Below are 14,764 nucleotides of genomic sequence, written 5' to 3'. Positions count from 1 at the left end.
GGCGGCGCGGCCGGACCGCACGCGCCGTTCTCCATGAGAGTTGTTACCGGGGCACTACGAAACCGCAGTGCCCCGGGGCACGTTCCGCCGTCAGCCGGGAGGAACGCTGTGGATAAAAGGGGCGGAACAGGGCGTTTGCGCGGCAGCCCCGCAAGAGGAGCCCGCACGCCCGCCGCCGAAAACGTTTCACTTTCCCAAAGGCGCGCGAACGCACTTCGGGCAAGCGGAAAGCCCTGTAACACAAAAGCCCCGCCCCACGCCGCACTATTGCCTATGCGGCCAACGGGGCGTTGGCGTGCAAGGGGTCAGGCTTTGGCGGCCTTGGCTTCGCGCACGCGCTGCTTCAGTCGCTCTTCGCGACGGTGACGGCGGCGGTCCAGTTCCTTTTTGCGTTCCACTTTTTTATGAGCCATAACTTCCTCCAGGGGAAACAACCCCGTAATTTAAGTGGGTATGTATAAACACTTTCGGCGGCAAAGTCCAGCCCGTCACCAGGTGAGCCGCACGGACGCGCCGTGGGCGGCCATATATTCCTTGCACTGGCGGATGCTGTACTGCCCGTAGTGCACAATGGAGGCAATGAGTGCGGCCGAAGCCCCACCGGTGGTGACGGCCTCCAGCATGTGCCGGGGTTCGCCCGCCCCGCCCGAAGCGATGACCGGAAGGCTCACGGCGTCCGCAATGGCGCGGGTGAGGCGCAGTTCGTAGCCGTCCCTGGTGCCGTCCGCGTCAATGGAGTTGATGCAAAGTTCGCCCGCGCCCAGCTCCTGGCAGCGCCGGGCCCAGGCCACGGCGTCCAGGCCCATGCGTTTGCGCCCGCCGTGGATGACGATTTCGTAGCCCGAAGGGATCTCCGGGCTTACGGGCACGGCCAGCACGTCCATGCCCACCACCACAGCCTGGGAACCAAAAGCCGCCGCGCCCTCTTGGATAAGCTGCGGATTTTTGACCGCCGCCGAGTTGATCGAAACCTTTTCGGCCCCGGCCAGAAGCACGGCGCGCATGTCTGCCACGCTGGCGATGCCGCCGCCCACGGAAAAGGGGATGAAAATCTGCGCGGCCACGCGCTCCACCACGTCCAGAAAGATGCCCCTGGCTTCGGCCGAGGCCGTGATGTCGTAAAACACGATTTCGTCCGCGCCTTCTTCATAGTAGCGGCGGGCGCTTTCCACCGGGTCGCCGATGTCCTCGTTGCCCGCAAAACGGATGCCCTTGGTGAGCCTGCCGTTGCGCACGTCCAGACAGGGAATGACACGCTTACGCAGCATGGCGGGCCTCGCAGTAGCGATAAAAGTTGCGCAGCAGGGTCAGACCGGGGCGACCGCTTTTTTCCGGATGGAACTGCACGGCCCAAAGCCCGTCCCGCCCGTATAGTGAGCAGAACTCCCGCCCGTACACGCTGGTGGCCAGCACCAGGTCCGGAGCCGGCTCCACATAATAGCTGTGCACAAAATAAAATTCCGCGCCGGGGTCCACGCCCGTGAGCAACGGACAGGGGGCCTGAAGATTGATATCGTTCCAGCCCATGTGCGGCACCGGAGCCGGCGTGCCGTCCTCCTGGCGCATGCCGTCCGCAAACCGGCGACAGACGCCGGGCACAAGCCCCAGGGTGGGGGTGTCGTTCTCTTCGCTGCGCTCCAGCAGAATCTGACAGCCCAGGCAGATGCCCAGCAGGGGCCGGCCCCGCTCCACGGCGCGGCGCAGCACCTGATCCAGGCCGCTTGCGCGCAGCGCGCCCATGGCTTGGCCCGCGGCCCCCACGCCGGGAAAGATTATCCCCTGGGCCGCGTCCAGCGCCGCGGGATCCGCCGTGATGGCGCAGGGAATGCCCAGATGCTCCAGGGCCCGGCGCACGCTCGTCTGATTGCCCGCCTTGTAGTCCAGAATGGCCAACATGTGCGTCCTCTCTTGTATGGACGGCGCAAACGGGGGGAAGCGCCGGTCAAATACCTCTGTTGCGGAGAGGCACTATAACTTTTTCCGTCCCGGCAAGCAACGCGGGCCACAGCACGCCGCCCCTGCCGCCCGACCGCCGCAAAAATGCGTCGGCCCAGCCCGGACAAGGTGGATGCGGCAACGATCGCAAAATTTTCAGTCCACAAAACGCCAACGACGCCGGGCGGTTGCGAAGGCGGATCAGCCTCCTGCGGGCGACGCGCCAAGGGGCCTGGGGTGACAAGAGCATTAATCACGCTTATTATAAAAACCGTGAAGAACAGAATAAATATTTTATTGTTTTTATTGCAATAATTTTTTTGTTATTCTGACAATACCTGAGAGGGCGCGCCATGTATTTTCCCACAGCCGGCATTGAATGCCATCCCTTCATCCCCTTTGCCGCCGCGCTGGGCATTTCTTTCGTCACCTCCATGGGGGGCATTTCCGGGGCCTTTCTGCTGCTGCCTTTTCAGATGAGCGTGCTCGGCTATGTGAACCCCAGCGTCAGCTCCACCAACCAGTTCTTCAACGTCCTGGCCTGTCCTTCAGGCGTCTGGCGCTACTGGCGCGAGGGGCGCATGCTCTGGCCCCTGGCCTTTACCGTGGCTCTGGGCACCCTGCCGGGGGTTTTTCTGGGGGCTTTCATCCGCATTACCCTCCTGCCGGATCCGGCCAGCTTCCAGTTGTTTGCCGGGCTGCTCCTGCTGTATATGGGCCTGCGCATGGCCCGTCTGTTGTGGCGGGAACGGGGACGCAGGCCAGCGCCCCGGCCCGCAGGGCAGAATCTTTCCTCCTGCCGCGTGCTTGCCTGGAACAGCCGTGTGCTGGAGTTCACGTTTCAGGACGCGCATTACAGCGTATCCACTCGCAAGCTGGCCCTGTTGAGCCTGGCGGTGGGGCTGGTGGGCGGGGCCTACGGCATCGGCGGCGGGGCCATTATGGCGCCCTTCCTGGTGGCCTGTTTCGGCCTGCCCGTGCACGTAGTGGCCGGGGCCACGCTGTTGGCCACCTGGCTGACCTCGCTGGCCGGCGTGGGCTTTTACACCCTGCTCGCCCCCTTTTACCCCCACCTGACCGTGGCCCCAGACTGGCGCATGGGCCTGCTGGTGGGGCTGGGCGGACTTTGCGGCGTCTACCTGGGCGCGCGCTGTCAGAAGCATGTGCCCGCCTTTGCGCTCAAGGCGCTGCTGGCTGCGGTTTTGCTCTTTACAGCCCTGCGCTATTTGGGCCAAGGTGTGTAGCGCCGCGCGCCGCCGCAGGGCAGCCTGCACGCGGTCAGGGCAGTTTCACGTTGCAATTGCTCTGGCGACTGCTTGAGCGGCCGCCCGCCACGCAGGCGTGCGCGCAATGTCGTTGATGTCCGAGGATATCAAGGACACGAGTAAACACCACGCAGGCGTGCGCGCAATGTCGTTGTGCTGATAAACGCCGAAGCGAACGGGGTAAAATCTTTGAGCAGGTTTGTTCTCAAAGGTGAAAGATTTTAAAGGATACGCCATGCGCCATACCGCCGCCCTGCCCGTGGGGCTGTTTGATTCCGGCATGGGGGGCCTTACCGTGCTCAAAGCCCTTAATGCCCGCCTGCCCCATGAGGATCTTGTCTACCTCGGTGATACGGCCCGCCTGCCGTACGGCACCAAGGGCCGCGACACCATCATCCGCTACACCCTCAAGGCCGCCCGCACCCTGGTGGACATGGGCGTAAAAATGCTGGTGGTGGCCTGCAACACGGCCACGGCCACGGCCCTGCCCACCCTGCGCGAGGCCCTCGCCCCCCTGCCCGTGCTGGGTGTAGTGGAGCCCGGCGCGGAAGCCGCCGTCCAGGCCAGCCATAACGGGCACATCGTGGTCATCGCCACCGAAGCCACCATTGCCGGAGGGGCCTACCAGCGGGCCATCGCCCGGCTGCGGCCCCAGGCCGTGGTCACGGGTCGGGCCTGCACCCTCTTTGTGCCTCTGGCCGAAGAAGGCTGGATGGAGGGCCCCGTGGTGGAAGGCGTGGCCCGCCGCTACCTGAGCGACCTCTTCCCCGCGCCAACCGCCGCGCCAGCCGCTTTGCCGGCCGCCACAAGCGCAGACCTTGCGCCGGATACGCTGCTGCTGGGCTGCACGCATTTTCCGCTGCTGCTGGGGGCCTTGCGGCCGGTGGTGGGGCCGCAGGTGCGCATTGTGGATTCCGCGGCCACCACAGCGGCCTGGGTGGCCGCTGCCCTGGAGCGCCAAGACCTGCTGCGGCCCGACGAAATCTCCGCCGAGGGCGGCCGCTGCCGCTTCCTGACTACGGACAACACGGCCCGCTTTGCCCGCACGGGCAGCCTCTTTCTGGGGCGGCCTCTGGACCCGGCGGAAGTGGCCTTGGTAGACTTGTAGCTATCAATCTTTTAACATACTTGAATAATAGAATAATATAAAAAAATCCCTTTGCCGTCCCCGTGCGTCTCTGGGCCCTCCAGGGCGCAAAAGCCAGAGTGGGCGCGGGATTCTGCGCTTTTTCGTTGACAGGAGGGGGGGGCTCACGTAAGGAAGGGACAGTCCGACCGCGATTGACGCGGCCAGAGGTCTTTTTCCCCGGGGCGTATCCTTGCCGGACCGGCACAGGTTGAGCGCTCTATGGCGTCTGGCGTCGTCAGCCCCGGGGCTCGGTCCAGCCCTTGCCGGACCGGCAACACAGGAAACCAAAATCCGTTTGGAGAAGCATCATGACAAAAGCTGAGCTTGTTGAAAAAATCCATGCCAAGGCCGGTCTGCCCACTAAAGCCAAGGCCGAGGAAGCTCTGGACGCTGTGGTTACCGCCCTGCGCGAAGCTCTGGCCGCCGGCGAGTCCGTGACCTTTACCGGCTTCGGCAGCTTTAAGGTTGTGGAGCGCGCCGCCCGCAAGGGCCGCAACCCCCGCACCGGCAAGGAGATCACCATCCCCGCCAGCAAGGTCGCCAAATTTACGCCCGGCAAAGGGCTGAAAGACGCCATCAAGTAGCCTTGGTTTTTGTCTCCATTTTTTGCGGCGCCGCATCCCTGAGGAGGCGGCGCCGCTTTGCTTGCTTTTTTGCAGCCTCGCGCGGTACGCGTCAAAATGTTTTTTCACGTCTGGACGTAAATTAATTTTACATATATAATATATCGCATTTCATACCTAGGAGCGTCCATGCCCGCCGCTGCCCTTTCCACGCCGTGGTTATTCTGGCTGAACTACCTGCTGCTGGCGAGCGGTTCGTTCGCGCTCTGGCTGCCGCGTCTGACCTTGACGCCACTGCCCGTGCTGGTGCTGGCCCTGCTCTTGCGGCGCATGGCCCGCATCCGGGGGGACGAAGCGCTGGGCGCGGCCCACGCCCAATGGCAGCTCGAGACCTTCTGGCTGTTCCTTTTGCTGTTTCTGGCCCTGCTGGCCCTGTTTCTGGGCATGGGGCTTATTTTCAACGAAGGGACGGCTCTGGACCGGGTGGAAGGCATCGCCAACGCCTTCAGCAACGGGGGTCTGGACATTTACGAAACACTGGCGCGTTTTTGGAATATCCGCGAAATCCGCTGGTTTACCTGGGCGGGGCTGTTCTGGGCCCTGCTGGTATTGCTTTGGCCCCTGCAGCGGACCGTGCAGGGCATTCTGGCGCTCTGCGCCGAGCGCACGCCGCGCGCCCTTTCCGGCGGCATGCGCTGGCTGGCCTTAGGGCTGGCGGTCCTCATGCAGAGCGGTTTTCTGGTGGTGGTGCTGGCGCTTTGAACACCGGATCCGGCCTTTTTTCTCCGCACCCATCGCACAAGGGGGCTCCCATGCCGGAAACGGCGCGGCTGATTCTGGTGCTGGGCATGCACCGCAGCGGTACAAGCGCCTGGGCGCGCGCCCTGCGCGTGCTGGGTGTGGATCTGGGCGCGCGGCTTTTGCCCCCCCTGTCCTGCAATCCCAAAGGTTTTTTTGAAGATGAGGATATCTACGCCTGCAACAGGCAGTTGCTGCGGCAGCTGGGCCAGAACTGGAGCCACTGGCCGCCGCCTCCTGCCGTGGAGCAACGCCGTCTGGCGGGCGGCGAGGCCGGGGCGGCAGCTCTGGCCCTGCTGCGCGACAAATGTGCGGGCGGCGCGCCCCACGGCCTTAAGGACCCGCGGCTGAGCCTGCTTATGCCCTTCTGGCGGCCGGTGCTGGCGGCAGCGGCCTTACGGCCGCACTGCCTGATCTGCCTGCGCCACCCAGAGAGCGTAGCCGCTTCTCTGGCCCGCCGCGACAATCTGGACGCGGAGCAGAGCCATGCGCTCTGGGTGGCCCATACCCTGGGGGCCATCACGGGCAGTGCGGGGCTGCCCCGGATGCTGGTGGACTACGAATCCTTACTGCGCGATCCCCAGGCGGCTCTGGAACGCCTTTCCCGCTTTCTGCGCCTGCCCGTAGACGCCGCAGAGCGCGCCGTCTTCTGCAACGACTTTCTGGATGCGGACCTTTGCCACCACACGCCGACGGCGCTCCCCGCAGACCCGGACGCGCCGACAGACCAAGCCCCCTGGGGCGCTCTGGCCCTGCGCATCTGCACAGCCCTGCGCCCTGACCCGGCACGCCCCGCGCCCCTGGACGATATGGAAAGCTCCGCCTGCACCCGCGCCGTAGGCGGCTGGCTGGCGGCCATGCGGCAGTTGCCGCCGCCCCGCTGCGCGCGCCGGGGCCGGAGGCGCAGCCATGAGCTTTGCCGGGGGCAGGCCCACGGTCGGGGAGGCCGGCGGGCTGCAAGGCCCCCTTGCCGCGCACCCTCTGGCAGGCCGCCTGGCGGCGCCATCCTTTGTGCTGCCCGGCACGGTGGCGGCCAACGCCCGCTTTTTGGCCCACAAGGTGGACGAGGTGGCCCTGTGTTTTTTGAAGCCCGCGCCTGCCTGACTTACGGGCCGGAAGATCTGCCCCCGGATCTGGCCGACCTGCCCTTGCGCTGGCATGTGCATCTGCCCGTAGATCTGCCCTGGCCCGCGCGCGCTGCGGGCGCGCACCCGGCGGCCGCCTGCGTGGCCCTGGCCCGCGCCGTGGCCGCCAAGGCCGCCTTTTGCGGCCGCGCCTGGCCGTACTGCACCCGCCGGACGGCGCGCCGGCCCGCCAGCGTCGGCTGCTGGCGGACTTTGCCGCCCTGTGGCAGGCCGAGGGCGGCCCGCCCCTGCTGGTGGAAAATATCGACATCTGCGACCCGGCCACGCTGGGGAGGGGATTTCTGGAGGACCACGGCCTGCGTCTTTGCCTGGACGTAGGCCACCTCCTGGGCTATGCTCAGTTCCGTCTGCTGCGTTCCGCCCTGCCGGAGACCGCGGCGCTGCTCCACTGGAGCGCCCCGGCCGGCGGCGACCGGCACCGACCGCTTACAGACTTCACACCGGAGGAAGCCCGCACGGCCGCTGCCGTCATGGCCCGTGTGCCGACCGCAGCCACGCACCTGGTGGAAATTTTTCAGTGGAACGGGCTGGCCGCTTCGCTGCCTGTTCTGGCCGTGCTGGCGCAAAAAGGAGCAGCGACGCTGCGCGGCGGGGCCTGAGCCCCCCCAAAAAAATCCGGCCAAGGCCCCACACAAGGTCCGCCCACACGGGAGGGCCGGAACCAGGAATCCCTACAAGGACATGTCATGGCAGGCAATGCCGAACTTGTCGCCCACATGAAGCAGTGGCGGCAAAGCCTGAACAAGGACGACCACTGGTGCATCCTCATCAATGCCGATCCGGACGCTCTGGCCTCGGCGCTGGCGCTCAAGCGCATTCTGGTTCACCACGTGCACAGCGTGGATATTGCGCGCGTCAACGAAGTAACCCGGCCGGACAATCTGGCCATGATCCGCTATCTGAACATCCCGGCAAAGCCCTGGCAGCCGGACAAGGCCTGCCAGTACACGCGCTTTGCCATGGTGGATTCGCAGCCCCACCACCACAAGGCCTTTCAGGGCCTGCAGTTTGATTGCATCATCGACCACCACCCCTTGCCCGGCACGCCGGACGACAACGCAACAACGCCGGAGGCTTTTGTGGACATCCGCCCCGGCGTGGGGGCCACCAGCACCATGATGACCCGCTACCTGCAGGGCCTGCGCGTGCGGCCCGGCCCGCGTCTGGCCACGGCCCTGCTCTACGGCATCCGTACGGACACGGCGGCCTTTGAACGCTCTGGCGGCGAGGACGACTTCCGCGCCTACCAGTGGCTTTCACGCCATGCGGACAACAACGTGCTGCGCCGCATTGTGCGCAGCGAATACCTGCGCCAGTGGCTGCCCCTGTTTTCCCGCGCGTTCCGTTCCCTTACGGACTGCCGGGGCGCGGGCGCGCACACCTGCCTCAACGAGGTCAACAGCGCGGACCTGCTGGTGGCCGTGGCCGATTTCTTCACCCGCGTGCACGGCCTCAAATGGATAGCCGTCAGCGGCATTGTGGGCAAAACCGTTATCGTCATTTTTCGCGGCGACGGCGGACGGGACATCGGCCGCCTGGCCGACGCCTGCTTCTACGATGTGGGCCAGGCCGGCGGGCACCGCACCCTGGGCCGGGCCGAATTTCCCCTGAGCGCCGTGCCCGAAGGCGTCAAAACGGCGGATTTTGTCCTTAAACGGCTGGAGACGCGCAAACTGCGGCCCAAGCAGGCGGCCCCAACCACGGCTGCGGCCCCGGCCGACACGGACCAGCCTCATGCGGAGCAGGCGGCAACGGGCCAGCCCCATACAAGCCAGGCCCATGCGGAGCAGGCCCGGCCAGCCCCCTCCTGAGCGGGGCAATCCGGGCGGGATGCTCCAGGCAGGATACTCCGGGCAGGATACTCCGGGCAGGATACTCCGGGCAGGATACTCCGGGCAGGATACTCCGGGCAGGATACTCCGGGCAGGATACTCCGGGCAGGATACTCCGGGCGGAACCAGCCGCCGCGCAAAACGCAAAAATTCGCGGGTTGCGCCCCGCCGCCGTCTTTTTGCCCGCCCCGCGATTTTTTTGTTGACAAGTCCCCGGCCCGCGCGTAATTCTGCTTTTACGAATTTTACAAAGGTTCACGTCATGCAACGTATCGCCCCCAACCACACCTCCGCTTACGCCGCCGGCTTCTTCAGCTGGTATTACTTTGCGTACTTTATGGGAGCCTGTGGTCGGGAGCTTCGCTGACGCCGTAAGAAAAGTTGGGAAGTTCAAAAGGGCCGCAGGCAAATCCGCCGGCGGCCCTTTTCTTGTAACGGCCGCCGGAAAAAGCCGGGCTCCGCTTCCCCCACCCGCGCGGGCACACCGCGCGCAACTCAGCAAAGGGAAGGAGACCACCATGTATCTGGGCAAACGCATCCGGCTGGAACGCATCATTAACCGCGAAGACGGGCGCACCATCATCGTGCCCATGGACCACGGCGTCACCGTGGGCGCAGTGGAAGGCCTTATTGACATGCGCGAGACCGTCAACGACATGGCCACAGGCGGCGCGGACGCCGTGCTCATGCACAAAGGCCTGGTGCGTTGCGGCCACCGCAGCGCGGGCAGCGATATCGGCCTGATCATCCACCTTTCGGCCTCCACGGCCCTTTCCCCCTACCCCAACGCCAAAACCCTGGTGGGCACGGTAGAAGAAGCCCTCAAGCACGGCGCGGACTGCGTTTCCGTACATGTAAACCTGGGCGACCCCAACGAACGCCTCATGCTGGCCGATCTGGGCCGGGTGGCAGAATCCTGCGACAACTGGGGCGTGCCCCTGCTGGCCATGATGTACGCGCGCGGCCCGCAGGTGCAGAACGGCTTTGACAAAACCGTGGTGGCCCACTGCGCCCGCGTGGGCGTGGAGCTGGGCGCGGATATCGTCAAGGTGCCCTACACCGGTGATGTGGAGAGCTTTGCCGAAGTGGTGGCCGCCTGCTGCGTGCCCGTGGTCATTGCCGGCGGCGAACGCATGGATTCCACCCGCCAGATCCTGCAGATGGTCCACGATTCTCTTCAGGCCGGCGGCGCGGGCATTTCCGTGGGGCGCAACGTGTTCCAGCATCCCAACCGGGTGGCGCTGGTCAAGGCCCTGCGCGCCATTGTGCACCAGGACGCCGATGTGGACCAGGCCCTGGCCATGGTGGGGGAATAGCCCATGTCGCGCATTTACTTCCGCTGTGTGCCCTTTGACAAAAGCGCCGTGACCCTGGCGCTGGAGTCGGGCGTGGACGGCGTCATCGCCCCCCGCGAACATGTGGAACAGGTGGCGGGTCTGGCCCGCGGCGCTGTCTGGGCCGACGAGGATACCCCCCTGGCCGCCCTGACTTCCAAGGCCGACGAAGAAGCCGTGCTGGCCCGTCTGCGCCAGGGCGAGCGCGTGGTGCTGGCGCGCGGCTGGGAGGTCATCCCCGTAGAGAACCTTCTGGCCCAAAGCGACACGGTGCTGGCCGAAGCCGGCACCCTGGAGGAGGCCCGCCTGGCCGCGGGAATTTTGGAACGCGGCGTGGCGGGCATTGTTTTTTCCGGCCCGGCCCCGCAGCTCAAAGAGGTGGTGCCCCAGTGCAAGCTGGCGCAGCCGCGGGAAACCCTCCTGCCCGCGGTGATCACCCGCGTGGAATCCGTGGGTCTGGGGCACCGCGTCTGCGCGGATACCCTTTCCCTGCTGCACCGGGGCCAGGGCATGCTGGTGGGCAATTCCAGCGCCTTCACCTTTCTGGTGCACGCCGAAACGGAACACAACGAATACGTGGCCGCCCGGCCCTTCCGGGTCAATGCCGGGGCCGTGCACGCCTACACCCGTCTGCCCCACGACAAGACCACCTACCTGGGCGAACTGCGCGCCGGGCAGGAGGTGCTTATTGTGGACGCGGAGGGCGCGGCCACCCTGGCCACTCTGGGCCGGGTCAAGATTGAGGTGCGGCCCATGCTGCTTATTGAGGCCCAGGCCGAAACCGAAGACGGCCCCCGCAGCGGCGCGGTCTTCCTGCAGAATGCCGAAACCATCCGCCTCACCGCGCCCGACGGCGCGCCCGTGAGCGTGGTGGGCCTCAAGCCCGGCGATGCGGTGCTCTGCCGTCTGGACGAGGCGGGCCGCCATTTCGGCATGCGCGTGCGCGAAGACATTCAGGAGGTTTAGGCATGGACGAAAGCACCAGCCATTGGCGCGGCGCTTCCGCCGACGCCCCCACCCCGGCAGAGGCCGCGCAACCCGCCCCTGCCGCGGACCTTGCCCCGACAGACCCCCAGGCCCGCCTGGCCGCCATCCGCAAAGAAATTGACAGCGTGGACGGCCAACTGCTGACCCTCTGCAACCGCCGGGCGGCCCTGAGCCTGGAGGTGGGCCGCATCAAGGCCCATGTGCCGGGCATCATCTTCAAGCCCCTGCGGGAAAAGGAAGTGCTGGACGGCCTGGCCGCCCAGAACCCCGGCCCCCTGCCCGAAGACCACCTGCGGGCCATCTGGCGGGAGATTTTTTCCTCTTCCCGCGCCCTGCAGCGGCCACAGAACGTGGCCTATCTGGGGCCGGAGGGCACGTTCTCTTACTTTGCGGGCGTGGAGTACCTGGGCCACGCCGCCCAGTTCCACCCCTGCAACGACCTGGCCGAAGTTTTTGAAGAAGTGGCCTCCGGCCAGTGCGAACTGGGCGTGGTGCCGCTGGAAAACTCCCTCCAGGGCACGGTGGGCGTGAGCTTTGACCTGTTCCTCAAGCACGAGGTCTACATCCAGGCCGAGCTTTTTTCCCGCATTTCGCACTGTCTGCTGAGCAATGCGCCCTCCCTGGCCGCCGTGCGCACGGTCTATTCGCACCCCCAGCCCCTGGCCCAGTGCGGGGTCTGGCTGCGGGCCCACTTGCCCGGCGCGGCCCTGGTGCCCGTGGAATCCACGGCCGCCGCAGCCCAGCGCGCCGCCGCACAGCCCGACGCCGCCGCCATCGGCCACGGCAAGCTGGCCGACCTGCTGGGCCTGGGCGTACTGGCCCGGCGCATTGAAAACGAGCCCGGCAACTGGACGCGCTTTGTTATCATCGGCCCCGGCAGCGCCCGCCACGGCGGCCGCCTCAGCGGTCCCCAGCCCGGCCATACCGGCGCGGACAAGACCTCCCTGCTCTTCACCACTCCGGACAAGGCCGGGGCGCTTTCCAGTGTGCTGGACCTCATGGCCGGCCACGGCGTGAACATGCGCAAGCTGGAATCCCGCCCTCTGCGCGGCCAGTGCTGGAAGTACGTCTTTTTTGTGGATGTGGAATGCGACCTGCAAGACCCGCGCTACGCCGAGCTGCTGACCAGGCTGCACGAGGCCTGCACCAGCTTCCGCATTTTGGGCAGCTACCCCACGGGCCCGCAACTGGACCGCCTGGACCTCAACGCCACAGAACCGGAGTGCTGATCTCATGAGTCAGACCTTCCCCACTGTAACGGTACGCGCCCCCGCGTCCAAATCCCTTTCCCACCGTTTTTTGCTGGGCGCGGCCCTGGCCGAGGGCGTTTCTACCGTGCGCCACGCTCTGGTCAGTGACGATACGGACCACACCCGCGCCGTGCTGACCGCCGCCGGCGCGCGCTTTACCCCCCTGCCCCCCGCGGAGGGCGGGGGGGAAGGCTGCTGGCGGGTCATTGGCCTGGCCGGGCAGCCCCGGGGCGGCACAGAGGCCGCGCCCCTGGACTGCAATGTGGGCGCTTCCGGCACCAGCTGTCGCCTGCTCACGGCCGTGCTGGCCGCCGGGCGCGGGGCCTTTTACCTCCACGGAGCCGGGCGTCTGCACCAGCGCCCCATGGACGAGCTGCTCCAGGCCCTGCGCTTCCTGGGCGCGGACGTCCGCTGCAGCGGGCAGCCGGGCTGTCCGCCCCTGCGCATCAACGCCGCGGGCCTGCAGCCCGCCCTTTGCGGCGGCGAAGTGGAACTGGGCATGGAGCGGTCCAGCCAGTTCTTTTCCGGCCTGCTGCTGGCAGCCCCCCTGGGGCCCGCGCCCCTGGCCGTGTCCCTTTGCGGACAAAAGGCCGTGTCCTGGCCTTATGTGGGGCTCACCCTGCACGCCCTTGAAGCCTTTGGCCTCTCCTTTACCGTAGAAACCCGCCCCTGCCCGGACGTGCACTGGCAAACCCTGCCCCCCGGCGGCTGGCGCGGCCTCAAAACCGCCGAACCGGGCTGTCTGCGCGTCACTGTCCGCCCCGGCCCCTACCGGCCCGGCGACTACAGCGTGGAAGGGGATTGGTCCGGCGCGTCCTACCTGCTGGCTGCGGGCGCTCTGGGCCGCCGCCCCGTGCGGGTGGAGGGCCTCAACCCCGCCTCTCTGCAGGGCGACCGGGCCCTGCTGGACATTCTGCAAAAGATGGGGGCCCGCCTGGAAGCGAGCGCCAAGGCCGTCACCGTCTACCCCTCTCCCCTGCACGGCGTGGACCTGGATATGGGCCACTGCCCGGACCTGGTGCCCACCGTGGCCGTGCTGGCCGCCTTTGCCGGCGGTTCCACCCGCATCCGCAACGTGGCCCATCTGCGCCTTAAAGAATCGGACCGCATCAGCGCCCCGGCCACAGAGCTGGCCAAGACCGGCGTTACCGTGGACCAGCTTTCGGACGGCCTGCTGGTGCACGGGCTTGCCGGACGCGGCCCCAACCGGCCCGACCATCCCCGTCTGCCCGCAGACGCGACCCTTTCCGCCCACGACGACCACCGCATGGCCATGTCCCTGGCCCTGCTGGACCTGCGCGAGCCCGAAACCCACGTCCGCGCCCGCCTGGACGACCCCGCCGTGGTCAGCAAATCCTTCCCGCACTTCTGGAAGGTCTGGGAGCAACTGGCATGAAGCGCGACCACCGGGCCCCCGCAACCCTGCCCGACGGCGCGGCCCTGCCCGCCGCAACGGCGCGACACAGTGGCGTGGCGCAGGCCGGCACAGCCCCCCAGGCCCCTGAAACCATGGCCGACCCTTGCGCCGCCGCCTGCCGCCGCACCCCGCTGCTTATTGTGGGGTCGCGCGGGCGTATGGGGGCCATGCTGCTGGCCCGCGCCGCGGCCGCGGGCCTCAACGCGCGCGGCGTGGACCAGCCCCTGACCCCCGCCGCCCTGGCCCCGGCCTGCGCGGACGCAGGGCTTGTTCTGCTCTGCGTGCCCGCGGCCGTGGTGCCCGCCACCCTGGCCCTCCTTACCCCGCACGTGCCGCCCAGCGCCGTGCTGGCCGACATCACTTCCGTTAAAGAGCGCCCCTTGCGCCAGATGGAAGAAGCCTGGCCCGGCCCCGTAGTGGGCACCCACCCGCTGTTCGGCCCCAAACCGGACCCCAGCGGCCCCCTGCCCGTGGCCATTGTGCCCGGCCGCCGTGCCCCGGCAACGGCCCTTGCCCTGGTGGAAGGCTTCTACCACGCCCTGGGCTTCCAGACCTTCCGCACCACCGCCCGCACCCACGACGAAGCCATGGCCCGCATCCAGAGCATGAACTTTATCACCAACCTGGCCTACTTCGCCCTTCTGGCCGGGCAGGACGACCTGCTCCCCTTTCTCACGCCCTCCTTCCGCCGCCGGCGCGACGCAGCCCGCAAAATGCTTACCGAAGACGCCGCCCTTTTCACCGGCCTCTTCGAGGCCAACCCTCACAGCTACGAGGCCGTGCGCCAGTACCGCCAGATGCTCAACCTCGCCGCCGCCGGCGATGTGGACCTGCTCTGCCAGCGCGCCCGCTGGTGGTGGCCCGAAGACGGCGAAGAACGCCACTAGAGCCGTTAGCGAATGAAATGAGCTAACTGCTTTGCAAGGATTTTCTTGAAAATCCTTGCCACGAAATGCGAGAAGGCAGGCTTTTGCCTGCCGTAAGCGAGCATTTCAAGTGTTAAATGCTCTAACGGGTAGAAACGTTTTGTTTTTTGTGGGGGGAAGGGGGACTTTTGTGAACAAAAGTCCCCCTTCCCCCCACCCCCCCCATCCCTTCAAAAAACTTTC

At 66.6% G+C, this 14,764-nt stretch carries 14 protein-coding genes; 12 read left to right on the top strand and 2 right to left on the bottom strand.

Translation table 11 applies throughout. From position 1 onward, the window contains the following. Positions 1-488: 488 nt before the first annotated feature. Both hisF and hisH read right to left on the bottom strand, forming a co-directional pair. A complete protein-coding gene (gene hisF / locus J7I12_RS11110; RefSeq protein ID WP_118230574.1) occupies positions 489-1,268 on the bottom strand; it encodes an imidazole glycerol phosphate synthase subunit HisF in 780 nt (259 codons plus the stop codon). Continuing rightward, positions 1,258-1,896, bottom strand: a complete 639-nt coding sequence (hisH, locus tag J7I12_RS11105) for an imidazole glycerol phosphate synthase subunit HisH (RefSeq protein ID WP_118230573.1) — start codon at positions 1,894-1,896, stop codon at positions 1,258-1,260. Before hisH ends, hisF begins: the two co-directional genes overlap by 11 nt. A gap of 392 nt (positions 1,897-2,288) precedes the next feature. On the opposite strand from hisH, the gene J7I12_RS11100 reads away from it, so the two are divergent. From J7I12_RS11100 to J7I12_RS11045, 12 genes are all read left to right on the top strand, one after another. Continuing rightward, positions 2,289-3,179, top strand: a complete 891-nt coding sequence (locus J7I12_RS11100; protein WP_118230572.1) for a sulfite exporter TauE/SafE family protein — start codon at positions 2,289-2,291, stop codon at positions 3,177-3,179. A 256-nt stretch (positions 3,180-3,435) separates the two neighbouring features. Then, complete coding sequence (gene murI / locus J7I12_RS11095) at positions 3,436-4,308, top strand: glutamate racemase (protein WP_118230571.1); 873 nt, start codon at positions 3,436-3,438, stop codon at positions 4,306-4,308. A 329-nt stretch (positions 4,309-4,637) separates the two neighbouring features. Then, positions 4,638-4,913: an HU family DNA-binding protein gene (locus tag J7I12_RS11090; RefSeq protein WP_118230570.1), complete on the top strand. Its 276-nt coding sequence runs from the start codon at positions 4,638-4,640 to the stop codon at positions 4,911-4,913. Positions 4,914-5,081: 168 nt separating this feature from the next. Next, positions 5,082-5,654: a hypothetical protein gene (locus J7I12_RS11085; RefSeq protein WP_118230569.1), complete on the top strand. Its 573-nt coding sequence runs from the start codon at positions 5,082-5,084 to the stop codon at positions 5,652-5,654. A 50-nt stretch (positions 5,655-5,704) separates the two neighbouring features. Continuing rightward, complete coding sequence (locus J7I12_RS11080) at positions 5,705-7,153, top strand: sulfotransferase family protein (RefSeq protein ID WP_498793700.1); 1,449 nt, start codon at positions 5,705-5,707, stop codon at positions 7,151-7,153. Beyond that, positions 7,069-7,434 carry a hypothetical protein gene (locus J7I12_RS11075; protein WP_498793698.1) on the top strand — a complete coding sequence of 122 codons (366 nt, stop codon included), beginning with the start codon at positions 7,069-7,071 and terminating at the stop codon, positions 7,432-7,434. Before J7I12_RS11080 ends, J7I12_RS11075 begins: the two co-directional genes overlap by 85 nt. An 87-nt stretch (positions 7,435-7,521) precedes the next feature. After that, positions 7,522-8,646, top strand: coding sequence for a DHH family phosphoesterase (locus J7I12_RS11070; protein WP_118230859.1), 1,125 nt, complete (start codon positions 7,522-7,524; stop codon positions 8,644-8,646). A 539-nt stretch (positions 8,647-9,185) separates the two neighbouring features. Then, positions 9,186-9,983, top strand: a complete 798-nt coding sequence (locus tag J7I12_RS11065) for a 2-amino-3,7-dideoxy-D-threo-hept-6-ulosonate synthase (protein WP_118230858.1) — start codon at positions 9,186-9,188, stop codon at positions 9,981-9,983. A 3-nt stretch (positions 9,984-9,986) separates the two neighbouring features. Further along, positions 9,987-10,967 carry a 3-dehydroquinate synthase II family protein gene (locus J7I12_RS11060; RefSeq protein WP_118230857.1) on the top strand — a complete coding sequence of 327 codons (981 nt, stop codon included), beginning with the start codon at positions 9,987-9,989 and terminating at the stop codon, positions 10,965-10,967. A gap of 2 nt (positions 10,968-10,969) precedes the next feature. After that, on the top strand, positions 10,970-12,217 hold the full coding sequence (gene pheA / locus J7I12_RS11055; protein ID WP_302548621.1) for a prephenate dehydratase: 1,248 nt from the start codon (positions 10,970-10,972) through the stop codon (positions 12,215-12,217). Between the two features lie 4 nt (positions 12,218-12,221). Then, positions 12,222-13,634: a 3-phosphoshikimate 1-carboxyvinyltransferase gene (locus J7I12_RS11050; protein WP_302548622.1), complete on the top strand. Its 1,413-nt coding sequence runs from the start codon at positions 12,222-12,224 to the stop codon at positions 13,632-13,634. 113 nt (positions 13,635-13,747) lie between these two features. Then, complete coding sequence (locus J7I12_RS11045) at positions 13,748-14,542, top strand: prephenate dehydrogenase/arogenate dehydrogenase family protein (protein ID WP_303192963.1); 795 nt, start codon at positions 13,748-13,750, stop codon at positions 14,540-14,542. Positions 14,543-14,764 lie beyond the last annotated feature (222 nt).

Origin of the sequence: Desulfovibrio diazotrophicus, assembly GCF_902498985.2 — a bacterium.
GTDB lineage: Bacteria > Desulfobacterota > Desulfovibrionia > Desulfovibrionales > Desulfovibrionaceae > Desulfovibrio > Desulfovibrio legallii.
The sequence above is the reverse complement of the archived record's forward strand: the minus strand, read 5'-3'. Positions and strand labels throughout refer to the sequence as shown.